This window comes from Paraburkholderia sediminicola (assembly GCF_046027355.1).
Classification (GTDB): domain Bacteria; phylum Pseudomonadota; class Gammaproteobacteria; order Burkholderiales; family Burkholderiaceae; genus Paraburkholderia; species Paraburkholderia sediminicola_B.
In genome coordinates this window covers 229,523-245,724 of the sequence record NZ_JAQQEK010000002.1, presented here as the reverse complement: position 1 = coordinate 245,724, position 16,202 = coordinate 229,523, and the positions used below count along the sequence as shown (strand labels likewise).

The window sequence follows — 16,202 nt, the reverse complement described above, 5'->3', positions numbered from 1 at the left end:
GCGGCCGCCTCGTCCGGCGCCGGACAGCCCTTCCAGCCATCCAGGTCAATGCATCGTGAAGACTTCTGACTCCCGCCCCCATATCGCGGTCGTCGGCGCAGGCATTGCCGGTCTGTCATGCGCCACGACCCTGCGCGCCGCCGGTTGCCGGCTGCGCCTGTTCGACCGGAGCCGCGGCCCGGCCGGCCGCATGAGCGCGCGGCGCGACGGAGACTGGCAGTGCGACCACGGCGCGCAATATTTCACCGCCCGCGACCGCGCGTTTCGGGCCGAAGTCGCGCGCTGGCAGAAAGCCGGGGCCGCAGCGGCATGGCCCGCGCGCCTCGCCGTGCTGGGCACGCCGAGTTCGATGGCGCACACCACGCGCATCGAGCGCTTCGTCGGCACGCCGCGCATGAGCGCGCCGGCACGGTTGCTGGCTGAAACGCTGCCGCTCACCACTGGGTGCACGATCGAGAAAGTGTTGTGCGAGCCGCAAGGCTGGCGGCTCTGGTCGGCCGAGCACGGCGCCATCGACGACAAATTCGATGCGGTCGTGCTCGCCATGCCGGCGCCGCAAGTCGCGCCGCTGCTGCACGCGCCGGCGCCCGAACTCGCGACGATGGCGCGCAGCACCGTGATGCGCGCGTGCTGGGCGCTGATGCTGCGCTTCGACGGCCGTGTGCCGCTGGCGTTCGACGCCGCCTTCGTCAACCACGGACCGCTTCGCTGGATGGCGCGCGACAGCAGCAAGCCCAGCCGCGGCGGTCGGGAAACCTGGCTGCTGCACGCAACCGCGGAGTGGAGCGAAGCGCACCTCGACACGCCGGCCGAGCAGGTGGCGGCCGCCATGCTGGAAGCTTTCCAACGTTGTGGCGGACCGAAGCCCGCGGCGTGGACCGCGCATCGCTGGCGTCACGCGGACGTCGCACCGGACGGCGATCCCACGCCGGGTTATGTATGGCGCGAGGTCGATGGCCTCGGCCTGTGCGGCGACTGGCTAAATGGCGGACGAGTGGAAGGCGCATGGCTGAGCGGCAGAGCGCTCGGGCATGAGATGTTGCGGGCGCTGCAGTCGGTCTAGCGCGTGGGGAGACGCGGCGCCGGGCGCTCGCGTGGAGACAGAATGCGATGTGCCGCCTGCCCCGGCCCATGAATTGGCAGGACAAGCGGCACAATCAACCGGTACAACAGACTCGAAGCGGAAGCTTAGGCGACCTTGTAGCGTTCCAGCCAATGCGCGTAAGGCGCCGGCAACGTCCACGACGGACGTTCGAGGCCAAGCTTTTTCGCCGCATGGTACGGCCAGTGCGGATCGGCCAGATGCGCGCGGCCGACCATCACCAGATCCAGTTGCCCGTCCTTCACCGAACGATCCGCCAATTCCGGCGTATCGATGCCCCACGCCGACGAAACCGGGATGCCGGCCTCGCGGCGCACGCGCTCGGCGATCGGCGCGAGAAACGCCGGCGCCCACGGGATCGCCGCCGTCGGCGTGGAAAAGCCGACGCTGACGCTCAGCATGTCCAGCCCTTCGCGCTTGAAATTCCTCGCCAGTTCAATCGATTCGACCAAGGTTTCCTCGTCACGTCCGTCGTACTCGATCACGCCGAAGCGCGCCGTCAACGGCAGATGCTCCGGCCACACCTTGCGCACCGCCGCCAGCGTTTCGAGCATGAAGCGGCTGCGGTTCTCGAGGCTGCCGCCGTAGGCGTCGTCGCGCTGGTTGGAGTGCGTCGAGAAGAAGCTCTGGCCGAGATAGCCATGCGCGAAATGCAGTTCAAGCCATTCGAAGCCCGCGTCACGCGCACGCTTCGCGGCGGCGACGAAATCTTCGCGGACGCGTGCGATGTCGTCGAGCGTCATGGCTTTCGGCACCTTCGGCAGACCGCCGCCGAACGCGATCGCCGACGGCGCGATGGTTTGCCAGCCGCGGCTGTCGTCGTCGGCGATGTGATCGTCGCCTTCCCACGGACGGTTCGCGCTGGCTTTGCGGCCCGCGTGACCGATCTGGATGCCCGGCACCGCGCCGGCGGCCTTGATCGACGCCACGACCGGCGCGAAAGCCCGCGCCTGCTCGTCCGTCCAGATGCCGGCGCAACCCGGCGTGATGCGGCCTTCGGGCGACACGGCCGTCGCCTCGACGATCACCAGCCCCGCGCCGCCGCGCGCCAGACCCGCCAGGTGGACGCGATGCCACTCGTTGATCACGCCGTCTTCGGCGGTGTACTGGCACATCGGCGGAATGGCGATCCGGTTGCGCAGGGAAACGTCTTTGAGCTTGTAGGGCTGGAACAATGCGGACATCAGGCTAAACTCCTCTGGACTTGCTTGTACGGTAGTTCGATAAACATCGAATAACGAAGTATCGCAGAAACCTTTATCATTTGCAGGATGCGCACTTATAACCACCCCGCCGCCGAGGATTTCGCGCTCGGGCGGCTCTTTCATGCCCTCAGCGACCCGGTCCGCCTGGAGATCGTCCGGCGCCTCGCGTCGGTCGACGAGGCCACCTGCGGCGAACTCGACGGCGGCCGCCCGAAGTCGAGCGTGTCCCATCACTTCCGGATCCTGCGTGAGGCAGGCCTCGTGCGTACGCGCGTGGCCGGCACCGTGCATCAGAATTCGCTGCGGCGCGCGGAACTGGATGCCCGGTTTCCGGGGTTGATGGAGGCGATTCTCAAGCAGATCGTCGAGGAACCGGCGGAGAGCGAGTTGGCTTGAGCCGGAAATCCGCCGCTTGCGCCAACGTGACGCACGCGACGCGATCCAGCGCAGCTATTCCCGCCAGAGCTTTCGCATCAACGCCAGCAGCGCCGTCGGCGCCGTGCCTTTTTGACAATATCCGTCGAAATTGTGACGTGCCTTGCCGGTTTCCTTGACGTGATCCTCGTCGAGCGACGTGAACGCGACAATGCCCAGACTCTGCGTCGGCAGATAGCTGCGTAGCGCGCTCGCGGTTTCATAGCCGTCGCGCTCCGGCATCATGATGTCGAGCACCACGACGTCCGGCACCCAGTCCCGCACGCAGCGCAGCGCCTGCTCGCAGCCATTGGCGGCGCGGGCTTCCACGCCTTCGTAAGAGAGATAGGTGGCGAGCGCCTCGGCGGCGCCGGCGTTGTCGTCGACGACCAGCACGCGCGGCACTTCGTGCAAGACCCGGATCTCACGGGCGCTCCACCTTTGGCAAGTAGCGGGGGTTCGGGGCATGTGTGACAGCTTGCGATAAAAACATCAGCGGGCAGCAAGCGGCGTACCAACGGTCAGTGGAAATGGGCGTCACGACACTGGGGGCGTCGCCTCGAGCGCATCGCGTTCGGCTCCGTCACCGGGCGCGCGCACATGTCGGAGCGACGCCCCGAAGCTCAGCCACAAAACCAGCGAACCGGTCGACACCGCGCCGAGCGCGATGAATGCGGCGGGATAACCGAAACGGTGCGCGAGGATTCCACCCAACGCCGGGCTCAACGCCGCGCCGGCGCCCTGCACCGTCATCGACGCCACGGCGGCAATCGACAGCAAGCCGAACAGCGCGCTCAGGACGAACACCGCGCCGAACCCGTAACGCCAGCCCAGCCAACCCGACAACGCTGCCGCAACGACATTGCCGCCATGATTGGCCACCTGGTTGCGGCCGAACTGCCGGTCGAAACCCTGCTGCCTGACCATGCCCAGCCAGGAACACGCCGAGAAACGGTCCGATGCCGGCTTGCACATCGGCCACGAAGAAATTCAGCGCCTCGAGCGCGCGCTGGGCTTTCACGATGCACCGCGCACGGCGCACCGGTCCCGCGCGCCGCTTGGCGAACGGTTCGAGCGTATCGGCTTCAACATGCGGACGACCTCACTGGCGACGAGTGCCGGGACGGCGGTCAGCCTGGCGCAACTCGTATGCCATCGAGCCGCGAACGCCGCGAGCATGGCCACGCGGCCAGCGGTGACTCAACGTGCTGTCCGGTTCGTGGACAGCGGTTGTCCAGTGGCGCAACAGACGTTCCCACTCGAGGATGCCAATGACGCCGTCACGCACGCCGCTGAACACGGCGGCCCATTCAGGATGACGGTGATCCCGCCATAAGCAGCGCGGATTCATGCATTCGCGCACCGCTCATCACGGATGGCTGTACATCGCATTCCAATCCGCCGCGGACACAGGCGCACGTCCCGCGTCCGACGAACCGCTCATGGTGCCGCCGAAACCTGTCGCCGCGTGCCGTGCCGCCACGCGCGCTTCGGCGGCCTGAATATCGGCCGGATAGTTCGGGTCTTCGCCGCGGGCCGGGTTATAGCCGGCCTGTTCGAGTTCGATCAATTCGGCACGCACTTGCGCACGGGTCACAGGCGAGTTCGACTGAGCGAACACGGCAACGGGTGCTGCAAGGATAGCGGCAACCACAACGGCTTGAATAAGGGACTTCATGATGACGACCTCCAGACTTCGCTTTGTTCTGCTACGAACAGCCCTGTTCGCAATTCAGTGACGACAGTCTAGAAAGATGGGCGCTTGAGAATAAGGGCCGTCCGTGGAGAGGATTGTTCTCGAATGTGGATAGACCGCGCCTGGGCCGTCAAACCGCCGCGCGACGGCCGGCACGTATGCCACGCTATCGGCGCGGAAAAACACACAGATGCATCTTCACGTACAGATTCGGATTCCCGCAGCGATGGCCGGCGTAGTCGATCTGCTCGCCTGGCGCGAGGTCCGCCGGCGCCGTCGTCTTTTGCGCGGAAGTCGATGTATTGGCAGAAGCCGCCGGCTTGCCGCCACCGCTTGCACATCCGGCGAGGCTTGCGGCCAAGACGACCAATAAGGGAGATTTCAGCAACAACGCGCGCATGTTCGCCGCCTGGTCGTTCGTGGAAGAAGATGAGTCATCCTGCTCCGCGAAGATCGCCGCCAGCATCACGCCAATATGACAAAAATCTCATTCAGGCGGCCCCGATTGCCGCTTCATCAATACCGCATGTTCTGACATTTTTCTCATGTTGCGGTCACGATGGCACACCGTCTGCGATTCAAACTGAGCTCATGAATCGCCAACCGGCGGTCGTCACAAAGGAGATTTCAACATGAATGCTGCCAGACTCTTCACACTGTCAGTCGCTGCCATCACGATGATCGGCGCGGCGTCACAAGCTGCGCAGGCGCAAGGCAAGTCTCGCGCGCAGGTGAACCAGGAATTGGTTCAAGCCCAACACGACGGCGTGATCCCAACCAGCAAGGCACAATACCCGGCAGATGCCAACACGATTGCGCGGAACAGGCAGATACACGCAATTTCGTCGCATGCCGGCGAAACAGCGCCCTCGATGGACCAGCATGACACCTTCGCTTCGAACTAACGGCGGCCGCCACCGGGAGCAACATCCCCGGCGGCATGCTTGCACGTCTGTTGCCAATGAACGCGGCGTCCTCAATCCTTGCGCACGGCGCCGCGTGCCACGGGCGTCGTCACGCCGGCACCCAAGCACCCGCGCAGAGGAAAACGCAGCCAGAAACGGGTACGGACATGAGCCTGACTTTCGCAGCCGCACTGACCCGCGTGGCTGTTCATGATCGACTTCACGATGGCGAGGCCAAGCCCCGTCCCCGAGGCCGAACCCCGGCGCGCAGGATCGACTCGATAAAACCGCTCGAAGATGCGCATGAGATGACGAGCTTCGATGCCCGGTCCCGAATCCGACACGCTCAGCGTGGTCGAATCCGGCTCCTCCTTGCAGTCAATCGTAATGGTGCTGCCTTGCGGCGCCTGCGCGAGCGCGTTCGACAGCAGATTGCTGAGCGCGCGCTGGAAGAGCAGCAGATCGGCATGCACCTTCGCCTGCCCCGTCACCTCGATCCTGACCTGCGCATCTTCCGCCATGGTCTCGTAGTAGCCGGCGATGCGTTCAGCCTCCGCGACTGCGTCGAGCGAGCGCAATGACAACGCCGCCTCGGCCTGCTCCGAGCGCGCAAGAAACAGCATGTCCTCGATCATTCGTGACAGTCGCTGATACTCGTCCACGCTCGATTCGATCACGTCCCGATAGTCTTCCGCGCTCCGCGGCTGTGACAACGCAACCTGAGCCGCGGCGAGCAGATTGGTGAGCGGCGTGCGCATGTCGTGTGCAAGATTGGAGGAAAACTGATTCAGCCGCGTGAACGACTCATCGAGCCGCGCCAGCATGCCGTTGAACGCGTACTCCAGCTCTTTCAATTCGCCCGACGCTTCGAGTTCGGGCAAAGGCTGCGCGAGGCGGCTCGTCGACATCGCCTCCGCCTGGGCCACGAGCCTTCGCAGCGGGAGCAAACCGAGCGTGGCGATACCGTAGGCAAACGCGGCAGCCAGAATCACCCCGAACACTTGAATGATGACCGCGGTGGACGCATGCGCCCGCAACAGCAACCGGTCACTGGTGCCGTCGTACTGAAGCGCGACGCGCACCGGCGGCCCGTTCGTGTCGCCGAGCGGTGCCAAGGCGACGAGGTATCGAAGATTCGAGCCGGCGCGTGCGAGAGGGGCGGATGCACGGTCCGCACGCGCGGCAAGAAGCGGCGCATAGGTCTGGAAGCCCGACGTGCTCAAAAGGCGTTGGCCCGTCGCATCGTAGATGGCGAGCGCCATGTTCGGGTGCCCATGCAACAGGTCGATCCACGTCTGCGGATCGCCGGTAATCTCATCGGCGTTCCGACTCGCGGCCAGATGCGTCTGCAGCGCTGCCATCGTGCCGGACATCAGCTCGATCGAGGTCGACTCGAGGCGGCTGCGCAGCGCCTCATACAGCGCAATGCCGCTCAACGCGAGGATCGCCGAGGTCGACAGGATGATGAGAGCGGTGAGCCTCGCCCGCAGCGTTCGCGGCACTACGCGCCTGATCAATTGCCGCCGCACCGGTTTTCCAGCACGTAGCCCATGCCTCTCACGGTGTGAATGAGCTTGGGTTCGTAGGCGTCGTCGACCTTGGAGCGCAGCCGCCTGACTGCCGAATCCACGACGTTCGTATCGCTGTTGAAGTTCATGTCCCACACCTGCGAAGCAATCGTGGCGCGGGGCAGGATTTCGCCTTCCTTGCGCATGAGCAGCCACAGCAGCGTGAACTCCTTGGCGGTCAGCAGGATCACGTCGCCCTGACGGGTCGCCTTGCGCCGCGTCAGATCCAGTTCAAGATCCGCGACCTTGAGCGACGTGGATTCACGTGGCTTGCCGCGCCTCAGGATCGACCTCACGCGCGCGATCAGCTCGACGAAGTCGAACGGTTTCGCGAGGTAGTCGTCGGCGCCGAGTTCCAGTCCCTTGACGCGATCGTCGACGTCGTCGCGCGCGGTGAGAAACAGCACGGGCGTGGGCCGCGTGCGGCGAAGGTTTTGCAGCAGCGTCCAACCGTCCTGTCCCGGCAGCATCACGTCGAGGATCAGCAGGTCGTAGTCTTCCGTCTCCGCCTGATGCTGGCCCGTGACACCGTCTTCCGCCCAATCGACTACGTATCCCGCCTCCGATAGACCTTTGCGAAGATAGGCGCCGGTCTTCGGCTCGTCTTCCACTAACAAAATCCGCATTCACACTACCTCGAAAAAATGCCGAACCGGCGCAGTAACTGGCCGGGCGAAGTTTTCGCCAGCCGGCTCAATGCAGCAGCGCGCCATGAAGACGAATGAGCGGCCCGGTACAGCACGGGCAAAACCAGCAACGTCAGCGCCGTGGACGACAGGATGCCACCAATGACCACCGTTGCCAGCGGCCGCTGCACTTCCGAGCCCGTGCCGGTGGCGAATGCCATCGGCAAAAAACCGAGCGACGCGACGAGCGCCGTCATCAGGACGGGCCGCAGCCGCGTCAGGGCGCCCTCACGGACAGCCGCGTCCAGTTCCATGCCGTCCTCGCGCAGATTTCTGATGAAGGAAATCATGACGAGCCCGTTCAGCACCGCGACACCCGACAGCGCAATGAAGCCGACCGCCGCGGTAATGGAAAGCGGAATATCCCTCAACCACAGCGACAGCACGCCGCCGCTCAACGCGAACGGAATGCCCGTGAACACCAGCAAGCCATCCTTAGCATTATTAAACATGATGAACAGCAGGACAAACACCATGAAGAGCGAAAGCGGCACGACCAGCTTCAGGCGCTCGCTCGCGCTTTGCAACTGCTCGAACTGTCCGCCCCACGACAACCAGTAACCCGGGGGCACCTGAACGTCCTGACGGATCTGCTCGCGCGCGTCGGCCACGAAAGAGCCGACATCGCGTCCGCGCACATTCGCGCTCACCACGACGCGCCGCTTGCCGTCTTCGCGGCTGATCTGGTTGGGACCGGGAGCGACGTCGACCGTGGCCAGCTCGGCGAGCGGCACAAAAGGCGCCTGCGCAAGCGGCACGCTGCCGCTCACCGGCGCGGGAAACGGCAGTGCAATTGGCAGGCGCTTGATCGCTTCGATATCCGAGCGAAGTTCGTCCGGCAAGCGCACGACGATATCGAAACGCCGGTCGCCCTGAAACAGCGTGCCGCTTTTCTGCCCGCCGACCGCGGCCGCGACCGTGTCCTGAATGTCACCCATTGTGACGCCGTAGCGCGCCAGCTTGTCCCGGTCCACGTTGATGGTGAGAACCGGCAAGCCGCTGGTTTGTTCCATCTTCACTTCCGAAGCGCCCGGCACTTTCTGCAATGCCGCCGCGATCTTCTCGCCCGTGCCGCTGAGCACTGCCATGTCGTCGCCGAAGAGTTTCACCGCCACGTCGCTGCGTACGCCGGAAATCAACTCGTTGAAGCGCAGTTGAATCGGCTGAGAGAACTGGTAGCTATTGCCCGGCAGTTCCGCGAGCACCGCTTCGATTTCCTCGACGAGTTTGTCGCGCGACTTGTTCGGGTCCGGCCACTTGTCCGTCGGCTTGAGCATGATGTAGCCGTCGGACAGATTGGGCGGCATCGGATCCGCGGCGATCTCCGCCGTCCCCGTGCGGGCAAACACACGCTCGATTTCCGGAAACCGTTGCTTCAACGTTTTCTCAATAGACTTTTGCATACTGACCGACTGGGACAGACTCGTACCCGGAATGCGCAATGCGGCCACCGCCAGGTCGCCCTCGTTCAGACTCGGGACGAACTCGCTGCCGAGCCGCGCCGCCAGACCGATACTCAGTGTGACGATCAGGGCCGCGCCGGCGAACACGCGTTTCGGGCGCGTCATGAAAGCGGTGAGCAGCGGTTCATAGGCTCGCCTCGCCCAACCCATCAAGCGGTTTTCCTTTTCCTCGACGCGCTTGCCGATAAACAGCGCCACCGCGGCGGGGATGAAGGTGACCGTCAACACCATTGCGGCAGCCAGCGCCATCACGACCGTGACCGCCATCGGGTGAAACATTTTCGCCTCCACGCCGGTGAGCGCGAAAATCGGCAGATAGACCACCATGATGATCAGTTGCCCGAATATCAGGGCGCGCCGCGCTTCCTGCGACGCGCCAAAGACCTCGGCGAAACGCTCCTCGCGGGTCAACGGCCGGCCGGCGAGCGTCTGCGCGTGAGCAAGGCGCCTCACACAGTTTTCGACGATCACGACCGCGCCGTCGACGATGATCCCGAAGTCGAGTGCGCCCAGACTCATGAGGTTGGCGCTCACCTTCGCATTGACCATGCCGGTGAAGGTCATCAGCATCGACAGCGGAATGACGAGCGCCGTGATCAGCGCCGCGCGCATGTTGCCGAGAAAGAGAAACAGCACGACGATCACGAGCACCGCTCCTTCGAGCAGGTTCTTCTTCACTGTCTGCACGGCTTTTTCAACCAGCACGGTGCGGTCATAAACGGGAATCGTGCGCACGCCTGGCGGCAATGTGCGGTTGACGTCCTCCATCTTGACGGAGACCGCCTTGGCGACGGTGCGGCTGTTCTCTCCGATCAGCATGAACACGGTGCCGAGCACGACCTCTTCGCCGTTCGACGTCGCGGCTCCCGTGCGCAATTCACGGCCTATGTCCACCTGTCCGACGTCTTTGATGCGAACCGGCACGCCGCCCACGTTGGTAAGCACGACATTGGCGATATCTTCGACCGAGCGGGCCTGGCCGGGCACCCGCACGAGATACTGCTCGCCGCGTTTTTCGATGTAGCCCGCGCCGACATTGGCATTGTTACGGTCGATAGCGCGCACTACGTCCGCGAGCGTCAAGCCGTAGGACATGAGCTTGGCGGGATTCGGCGCGACCCGGAACTCCTTCACGAAGCCGCCGATGGAATTCACCTCGGTGACGCCCGGCACATTGCGAAGCTGCGGCTTGACGACCCAGTCCTGAAGCTCGCGCAAATCCACGGGCGTGTAGCGGGTTCCGTCCGGCTTGACGGCTGACGCGTCGGCTTCCACCGTCCACAGGTAGATCTCGCCGAGGCCCGTCGACGTCGGCCCCATCGCCGGCGTCGCGCCGGGCGGCAGTTTGTCCTTGGCTTCCTGAATCCGTTCGTTGACGAGCTGACGCGCGAAATAGATGTCGGTGCCGTCCTTGAAGATCACCGTGACCTGAGAGAGGCCGTAGCGGGAGATGGAGCGCGTCTGCGCCAGATTGGGCAGACCGGCCATCGCGGTCTCCACCGGATACGTGATGCGTTGCTCGGCTTCGAGCGGCGAATAGCCCGGCGCCGAGGTGTTGATTTGCACCTGAACGTTGGTGATGTCGGGCACCGCGTCGATGGGCAGCTTCTGATAGCTGTACACGCCCCATCCCGCGACCGCGGCAATGGCCAGCATGACCAGCCAGCGGTGCGCGATGGCGAAGCGAATCAGTCTTTCAAACATGCGGAGGATCCTTGGAAACCGAGGCTCGGGAAAGCGGTCTGCTTAAGGCCGGTCATGGCAGGTCATGGCGTCGGGGCGTCAATGTTCCTCGGCACTGCCTTTCCCGAGTTCGGCCTTCAGGACGAAACTGTTCGCCGCGGCATACTTTTGTCCCGGCCGAAGTCCTTTCACCACTTCGACGATCTTGTCGTCACGGCGTCCCGTCTCGACGCTTTGGGCGACAAAGCCTTTGGGCGACTGCACGAAGACGGCGGACGCACCGTCGATCTCCTGCAACGCGTCGCTCGCCACCGCGAGCGGCACGCTTTGTTTGCCGGCGTCCACCGAGACGTTGACGAACATGCCCGGCCGCCATGCGCCGTCGGGATTCGGCAGCACCACGCGCGCCGGCGCGGTGCGGGTTTGCTCGCCGAGCAGCGCGCCGACGTAGGCAATCGGACCGCTCGACCTCGAGTCGAACGCGGTGGCGCTGACCGTGGCTTCGCGGCCGACACGCACGTCGTTCAGGCGCTGCGCCGGCACCGCCATCTCGGCCCACACCGACGAGAGGTCCGAGAGAACGAACACCTTGGCGTCCGCCGCGATCGACTCACCGGGCGTCGCGTGCTTCTCGACCAGCGTCCCGGCAAACGGCGCGCGCAATTCGTAACGGTTCAAGGCGCCGGCCGATGGCGGAGCATTCAGCGCGGCCAGCTTCGCGCGGGCGTTCTGCGTGGCGATCTCGGCTTCGCGCAACTGCACCTGCGCCTGGAGATAGTCCTGCTCGGCCGAGATGCGCTCCTGCCAGAGCGTCTTTTCGCGCTCGTACGACGTTCGCGCGGCGGCGAGCCGGCGCTCCGCGCTCAGCAGTTCACTTCGTCGATCGGCAAGATCGGTGCTGGCGATGACCGCCAGCACTTGCCCTTTCGCGACTTTTTCGCCGATCGATACATTGACTCGCTCGACGATGCCTGCCACGCGCGGCACGACGTGGGCCGTACGATCCTCATTGAATTTGATCTCACCGGGAAGCTGGAATGTCGTGAGAATCTGCGCGGGACCGACACGGTCGAGGCGAATCTGCGCCGCCTCGATTTGCGCCGCGCTGAGCGCAATTGCGCCATCGGCCCGTGAAAACACGAACGATGCGGATTGTCCGCGCCACTTGAGATGAATGAATGCGTCGAAGACGTGGGGCTTCGCGATCGGTTCGGCGGACGTCAGCTTCTGGCCTGCCGATGCGAATCGCAATGGCTGCATCGAACCGTCGTAGCGCGTCATGGAACCCGACACGGCCAGGTCCTTGTCCGCGGGTTTGCCGTCGACGAAAGGATAGACGACGAGCCGCGCGTCTCCCGGCTTCTCGGACAGGACGACTTCGACGGCAAGCGCGCCGTCTCCGAACACGGTGCCGCCATGCTGGCCGGGCGAAGCTGGCGCGCGGGCCGATGTTTCGACGGCGCCCGAAGCACCTCCAGCATTCGACGACACTCGCGTCAACGCGAATACGGCGAGCGCGACACTCACGCCGCTGAGGGCTACCACAGTGGCGACGATGAGTTTTCTGCGCAGCATGAAAAATCCTTCAAGGTAGACGGGGCGCGCTGTTGCGAAGCGGGACACCGACAAGCCGGCCGATTTCGGCGTAAGCCAGGTGCGCATCGGTCAATGCCTGTACGTATTGCGACTGGACCTGAAACAGCGTGCGCTGCGCATCCAGGACATCGAGGAAGCCGAACTTGCCGAGCTCGTAACCGCGCGACATCGCGTCGAGCGCCTCGCGCGCGGCCGGCAGGACATCGGTTTTCAGGCGCCGCGCCTCGAGGCTCGATCGCTCGTAATTGGCGTACGCCTGAGTCAACTCCAGTTGCAGGCGCGCCTTTTCGCTGTCGAAGTCGGCGCTTGCCTTCTCGGCTTTGTGAACCGATTCGAGCAGAGCACCCTTGTTGTTGTCGAACAGCGGAAGCGGAATGGAGACACCGATCACCGCCTGGTTGTCCGGCACCCCACCGGTCACGACCCGCTTCATGCCTGCGCTGAACGTGATATCGGGAATGCGCTTCGCGCGCTCGACGGCAATGGCGGCGTTGCTCCGAAGCGTCTCGGCCTTCGCGGCGCGCGCAAGCGGCGCGTCGATCAGTTGAGGCAACAGTTCGGTAAGCGGCTCGATCGCCGGCACGCTTTCGATATCGCCGGTCACAGGGCGGCCTCGCACGAGCGGACTGCCCGTCACGTTGGCGAGTTTTTCCGCGGCAACGGTCAACCGCGAGGCCGCATTGCCCTGCTCGATCTGAACACCGGTGGCGGCGACCCGTGCTTTGGTCGCCTCGACCGGCGACACTTTGCCCGCGCGCGCGCGTTTCTCCGCCAGCTCCGCGGATCTCGCCGCGATGTCGGCCGATTCACCCGCGACCTGCAACTGGCGCTGCGCCGCGAGCATTCCGTAAAACGCGGCGATGACGTCCGAGCGCAGAGCCGCGCCGCGTGCATCGAGCGACGCGAGCGCCACTTCGCGTCCATACGAGGCGACGTCCAGCCGCGCCTGACGCTTGCCGCCGAGTTCGACGGTCTGATTGACGAGCGCCGTCGACGTGCGCTCCGTGCGGCCGAACCCTTCCTGCAGCAGCGAGATCTGCGGATTGGGCCGGGCGCCCGCCTGCATGAACGTGCCGCGCGATGCATCGGCGTCGGCGCGCGCGCCGCGCAGCAGCGGGTTGTTCTCGGCGGCGATGCCGAGCGCCTCGTCGAGCGGCAACGCGGAGGCGGCGGACGGCGCAGGCTGTGCGCTCGACGGCAACGTTCTATCGTCTTGCGCAAGAGGCGCATCGGCTTGCGCAAACGCCGGATTCACCGCAGCGATCGCAAGTACGGCAGCAAGGTTGCGGGTGAGCATGGAGGCGTGATGTGTTGACGAGGTGCGACCGATGCTACGGCCCTGCCGGAGTGCCAACATGGCGGAAAAATGAGATTTTTGTCATCTTCGGCAATCAGCGCGGATGGTAGGGGCGGTACAACGGGGCGTCACGGCTAAAAAACGCCAGCCTTGTCATAATGATTGCCCCACCCCAAACCCAGCCCACCCCACGGAGCCCCAATGAATCATCCAACCGCGCAGCCCTCCACCGCCACCGTTCGCCGCGTCGCCTTTCTCGGCCTTGGCGTGATGGGCTATCCCATGGCCGGCCATCTCGCGAAAGCAGGCCTCGACGTGACCGTGTACAACCGCACGGCGTCGAAGGCGCAACAATGGGTATCCGAGTACGGCGGCCGCGCCGCGAGCACGCCGCGTGAAGCGGCAAACGGCGCCGACCTGATCCTCGCGTGCGTCGGCAACGACGACGATCTGCGCAGCATCACGCTCGGCGACGACGGCGCGTTTGCCGGCATGGCGCCCCATACCGCGTTCGTCGATCACACGACGGCGTCGGCGAACGTCGCGCGCGAGCTGGCGGAAATTGCTGGCCAGAAGAGTCTGCATTTCATCGACGCGCCCGTGTCGGGCGGCCAGTCCGGCGCGCAGAACGGCAAGCTGACGATCATGTGCGGCGGCGAGCCCGCCGTCTTCCAGCAGGCGTCACCGGTCCTCGCGCATTACGCGGCGGCCGTCACGCTGATCGGGACCGTCGGCGCCGGGCAACTGGCGAAGATGGTCAACCAGATCTGCATCGCCGGCATGGTGCAGGGACTCTCAGAGGCGATCAACTTCGGCCAGCTCGCGGGCCTCGACATGCCGCTGGTGCTGGAAGTGATCGGCAAGGGCGCGGCGGCCAGCTGGCAGATGGACAATCGCGGCAAGACCATGATCGACGGCAAGTTCGATTACGGCTTTGCCGTCGACTGGATGCGCAAGGACCTCGGCTTCTGTCTCGACGAAGCGAAGCGCAATGGCGCGTCGTTGCCGGTGACGGCGCTCGTCGACCAGTTCTATGCGGACGTGCAGGCGCTCGGCGGCAATCGGTTCGACACGTCGAGCCTGATCTGGCGCTTGCGGGCGCTCAAGGCGGCGAAATAACAGCGGCGGGCGCTGCCTAGGCGCCCGCCTTGCGTGACTTGCATCGCTCAGGTCACTCGCTTCACTTGCGCCACCGCAACGGCCGGCGCAAGTGATGGCGCTCCAGCCGCACCGCCGCCCCCGCGTGCAGGAAAGACGGCATGCCGCCCATTTCCACGCCGGCGGCGCGCTCGCGCTCTTCATCGGCCTCGACAGTCTTGCTGGTGTCGATGAAGAGCGCCGCGACGATACCGACCGCGAGCAGCCCGGCGGAGATATTGAACGGCACGTTGTAGCTGCCGGTCTTCTCGATCAGATAGCCGAACACCACCGGCGACACCATCCCCGCCACGCCAAAGCCTGTGTTCATCATGCCGCCGGCCGTGCCCGCATACTTGCCGGCAATATCGAGTGGCAACGTCCACAGCACAGGGTTGGTGATTTCGAGGAAGAAGAACGAAGCCGACAGGAACCACACAGCCGTGAGCGGATCGGTGGCGGACACCATCGGCAGCAGAAACACGAGCGAGCCGCCCATGCCCACCACCAGCACCGCGCAGCGCGCGAAGCGCAAGCGGCCCGTGATCTTGAAGAGCTTGTCCGACACGACGCCGCCGAGCGTGTCGCCGACCACGCCCGCGAGCAGCGGCAGCGCGGTGAAGAGCGCCAGTTGCTTGAGATCGAATCCGCGCGACTCGCGCAGATAGGACGGCAACCAGGTCAGATAGACCCACAGCAACCAGCCATAGCAGAAGTCGACGAACGTGACGAGCCACATGCGGCGCACCAGTTTGCGCCACGGCGTGGCCGCATGTTTGGCGCGGTCGCAGTCGCCGGCGCGGTAGCCGATTTCCGCGGTTTCCTCGGGCGTGATGCGGCGGTTCTGTTCCGGCGAATTGGTGAACACGAAGAGGTAGAGCACGGTCCACGCGAGGCTCGCGATGCCCAGCAGGATGAACGCGTCGCGCCAGCCGCCGGTGGCCACCACGGCCAGCACGAGCGGCGGCGTGATCGCGCCGCCCAGACGCGCGAAACTGTGCGTGATGCCTTGCGCGAAGCCGCGCTCAGCCACCGGCATCCAGTAGGTGAAGGCGCGCGTCGCGGTAGGAAACGCGCCGCCTTCGCCGACGCCGAGCGCGAAGCGCATCACGACCAGCATGGTGACGCTGCCCGCAAAACCGGTGGCGAGCGTGGCCACGCCCCAGATCAGCGACAACACTGTGAGCACCAGTTTCGGCCCGTACTTGTCGGCGAGCCAGCCGCCGATAATCTGCATCGCCGCATACGGATAAGCGAAGGCCGAGAACACCAGGCCGAGCTGAACGGTCGTGAGGCCCATCTCGTGACGAATCAACGGGCCGGCCACGGCAATGTTCACGCGATCGATGTACGAGATGAAGTACATCAGGCACATGACCGCCAGGATGATATGGCGTGTCTTGACACGCCGGATACGCGTTTCCATGCTGTCTCCTGTCTCTTTTATGTG

The 16,202-nt window shown here is 64.8% G+C and carries 15 protein-coding genes and 1 pseudogene; 5 read left to right on the top strand and 11 right to left on the bottom strand.

Annotated features, from left to right (window positions below):
• Positions 1-55 precede the first annotated feature (55 nt).
• Positions 56-1,063, top strand: coding sequence for an NAD(P)/FAD-dependent oxidoreductase (locus PQR42_RS04360; protein ID WP_408382678.1), 1,008 nt, complete (start codon positions 56-58; stop codon positions 1,061-1,063).
• Between the two features lie 125 nt (positions 1,064-1,188).
• On the opposite strand, the gene PQR42_RS04355 is transcribed toward PQR42_RS04360, so the two are convergent.
• Positions 1,189-2,286, bottom strand: coding sequence for an NADH:flavin oxidoreductase/NADH oxidase (locus PQR42_RS04355; RefSeq protein WP_408382677.1), 1,098 nt, complete (start codon positions 2,284-2,286; stop codon positions 1,189-1,191).
• 87 nt (positions 2,287-2,373) lie between these two features.
• Between PQR42_RS04355 and PQR42_RS04350 the strand changes: the two genes are divergently transcribed.
• On the top strand, positions 2,374-2,703 hold the full coding sequence (locus PQR42_RS04350) for an ArsR/SmtB family transcription factor (protein ID WP_408205011.1): 330 nt from the start codon (positions 2,374-2,376) through the stop codon (positions 2,701-2,703).
• A 54-nt stretch (positions 2,704-2,757) separates the two neighbouring features.
• Here the strand turns inward: PQR42_RS04350 and PQR42_RS04345 are convergent, their stop codons facing one another.
• Together PQR42_RS04345 and PQR42_RS04340 are read right to left on the bottom strand one after the other, a co-directional pair.
• Positions 2,758-3,189 (bottom strand): response regulator, encoded by a 432-nt coding sequence (locus PQR42_RS04345; RefSeq protein WP_408205010.1) that lies wholly within the window; start codon positions 3,187-3,189, stop codon positions 2,758-2,760.
• A 69-nt stretch (positions 3,190-3,258) separates the two neighbouring features.
• Positions 3,259-3,654 (bottom strand): annotated as a pseudogene (locus tag PQR42_RS04340) (hypothetical protein); the annotation flags it as partial.
• Between PQR42_RS04340 and PQR42_RS04335 the strand changes: the two are divergent.
• Complete coding sequence (locus PQR42_RS04335; RefSeq protein WP_408383032.1) at positions 3,647-4,057, top strand: hypothetical protein; 411 nt, start codon at positions 3,647-3,649, stop codon at positions 4,055-4,057. The pseudogene PQR42_RS04340 and the gene PQR42_RS04335 sit on opposite strands and share 8 nt — an antisense overlap.
• Before the next feature lie 33 nt (positions 4,058-4,090).
• Here PQR42_RS04335 and PQR42_RS04330 read toward each other — a convergent pair whose 3' ends face one another.
• Both PQR42_RS04330 and PQR42_RS04325 read right to left on the bottom strand, forming a co-directional pair.
• Complete coding sequence (locus PQR42_RS04330; RefSeq protein ID WP_408382675.1) at positions 4,091-4,399, bottom strand: DUF4148 domain-containing protein; 309 nt, start codon at positions 4,397-4,399, stop codon at positions 4,091-4,093.
• Between the two features lie 184 nt (positions 4,400-4,583).
• Positions 4,584-4,883, bottom strand: a complete 300-nt coding sequence (locus tag PQR42_RS04325) for a hypothetical protein (RefSeq protein WP_408382673.1) — start codon at positions 4,881-4,883, stop codon at positions 4,584-4,586.
• A 166-nt stretch (positions 4,884-5,049) separates the two neighbouring features.
• Here PQR42_RS04325 and PQR42_RS04320 point away from each other — a divergent pair, with 166 nt between their 5' ends.
• Positions 5,050-5,322, top strand: a complete 273-nt coding sequence (locus tag PQR42_RS04320; RefSeq protein WP_408205007.1) for a DUF4148 domain-containing protein — start codon at positions 5,050-5,052, stop codon at positions 5,320-5,322.
• A 71-nt stretch (positions 5,323-5,393) separates the two neighbouring features.
• Here the strand turns inward: PQR42_RS04320 and PQR42_RS04315 are convergent, their stop codons facing one another.
• The 5 genes from PQR42_RS04315 to PQR42_RS04295 form a co-directional block, all read right to left on the bottom strand.
• Positions 5,394-6,839 (bottom strand): heavy metal sensor histidine kinase, encoded by a 1,446-nt coding sequence (locus PQR42_RS04315; RefSeq protein ID WP_408382671.1) that lies wholly within the window; start codon positions 6,837-6,839, stop codon positions 5,394-5,396.
• Positions 6,836-7,516 carry a heavy metal response regulator transcription factor IrlR gene (gene irlR / locus PQR42_RS04310; RefSeq protein WP_408205005.1) on the bottom strand — a complete coding sequence of 227 codons (681 nt, stop codon included), beginning with the start codon at positions 7,514-7,516 and terminating at the stop codon, positions 6,836-6,838. The genes PQR42_RS04315 and irlR overlap by 4 nt, the downstream gene beginning before the upstream one ends.
• Before the next feature lie 5 nt (positions 7,517-7,521).
• Entirely contained in the window at positions 7,522-10,743 is a 3,222-nt protein-coding gene (locus PQR42_RS04305; RefSeq protein ID WP_408493573.1) for an efflux RND transporter permease subunit, read from the bottom strand.
• 78 nt (positions 10,744-10,821) lie between these two features.
• Entirely contained in the window at positions 10,822-12,297 is a 1,476-nt protein-coding gene (locus PQR42_RS04300; protein ID WP_408382667.1) for an efflux RND transporter periplasmic adaptor subunit, read from the bottom strand.
• A 10-nt stretch (positions 12,298-12,307) separates the two neighbouring features.
• The gene (locus PQR42_RS04295; RefSeq protein ID WP_408382665.1) at positions 12,308-13,615 is read right to left on the bottom strand and encodes a TolC family protein; all 1,308 of its coding nucleotides are present in this window, start codon (positions 13,613-13,615) and stop codon (positions 12,308-12,310) included.
• A 201-nt stretch (positions 13,616-13,816) separates the two neighbouring features.
• Here PQR42_RS04295 and PQR42_RS04290 point away from each other — a divergent pair, with 201 nt between their 5' ends.
• Positions 13,817-14,734, top strand: coding sequence for an NAD(P)-dependent oxidoreductase (locus PQR42_RS04290; RefSeq protein ID WP_408205001.1), 918 nt, complete (start codon positions 13,817-13,819; stop codon positions 14,732-14,734).
• 61 nt (positions 14,735-14,795) lie between these two features.
• Here PQR42_RS04290 and PQR42_RS04285 read toward each other — a convergent pair whose 3' ends face one another.
• A complete protein-coding gene (locus tag PQR42_RS04285; protein ID WP_408205000.1) occupies positions 14,796-16,178 on the bottom strand; it encodes an MFS transporter in 1,383 nt (460 codons plus the stop codon).
• Between the last annotated feature and the right edge of the window lie 24 nt (positions 16,179-16,202).

What these genes read in the sequence shown, in the direction of transcription:
- PQR42_RS04290 (WP_408205001.1), top strand. Translation starts at nt 13,817, where the DNA reads ATGAATCATCCAACCGCGCAGCCCTCCACCGCCACCGTTCGCCGCGTC.
- PQR42_RS04305 (WP_408493573.1), bottom strand. Translation starts at nt 10,743, where the DNA reads ATGTTTGAAAGACTGATTCGCTTCGCCATCGCGCACCGCTGGCTGGTC.
- PQR42_RS04350 (WP_408205011.1), top strand. Translation starts at nt 2,374, where the DNA reads ATGCGCACTTATAACCACCCCGCCGCCGAGGATTTCGCGCTCGGGCGG.
- PQR42_RS04285 (WP_408205000.1), bottom strand. Translation starts at nt 16,178, where the DNA reads ATGGAAACGCGTATCCGGCGTGTCAAGACACGCCATATCATCCTGGCG.
- PQR42_RS04345 (WP_408205010.1), bottom strand. Translation starts at nt 3,189, where the DNA reads ATGCCCCGAACCCCCGCTACTTGCCAAAGGTGGAGCGCCCGTGAGATC.
- PQR42_RS04325 (WP_408382673.1), bottom strand. Translation starts at nt 4,883, where the DNA reads ATGCTGGCGGCGATCTTCGCGGAGCAGGATGACTCATCTTCTTCCACG.
- PQR42_RS04295 (WP_408382665.1), bottom strand. Translation starts at nt 13,615, where the DNA reads ATGCTCACCCGCAACCTTGCTGCCGTACTTGCGATCGCTGCGGTGAAT.
- PQR42_RS04330 (WP_408382675.1), bottom strand. Translation starts at nt 4,399, where the DNA reads ATGAAGTCCCTTATTCAAGCCGTTGTGGTTGCCGCTATCCTTGCAGCA.
- PQR42_RS04335 (WP_408383032.1), top strand. Translation starts at nt 3,647, where the DNA reads ATGCCCAGCCAGGAACACGCCGAGAAACGGTCCGATGCCGGCTTGCAC.
- PQR42_RS04300 (WP_408382667.1), bottom strand. Translation starts at nt 12,297, where the DNA reads ATGCTGCGCAGAAAACTCATCGTCGCCACTGTGGTAGCCCTCAGCGGC.
- irlR (WP_408205005.1), bottom strand. Translation starts at nt 7,516, where the DNA reads ATGCGGATTTTGTTAGTGGAAGACGAGCCGAAGACCGGCGCCTATCTT.
- PQR42_RS04320 (WP_408205007.1), top strand. Translation starts at nt 5,050, where the DNA reads ATGAATGCTGCCAGACTCTTCACACTGTCAGTCGCTGCCATCACGATG.
- PQR42_RS04355 (WP_408382677.1), bottom strand. Translation starts at nt 2,286, where the DNA reads ATGTCCGCATTGTTCCAGCCCTACAAGCTCAAAGACGTTTCCCTGCGC.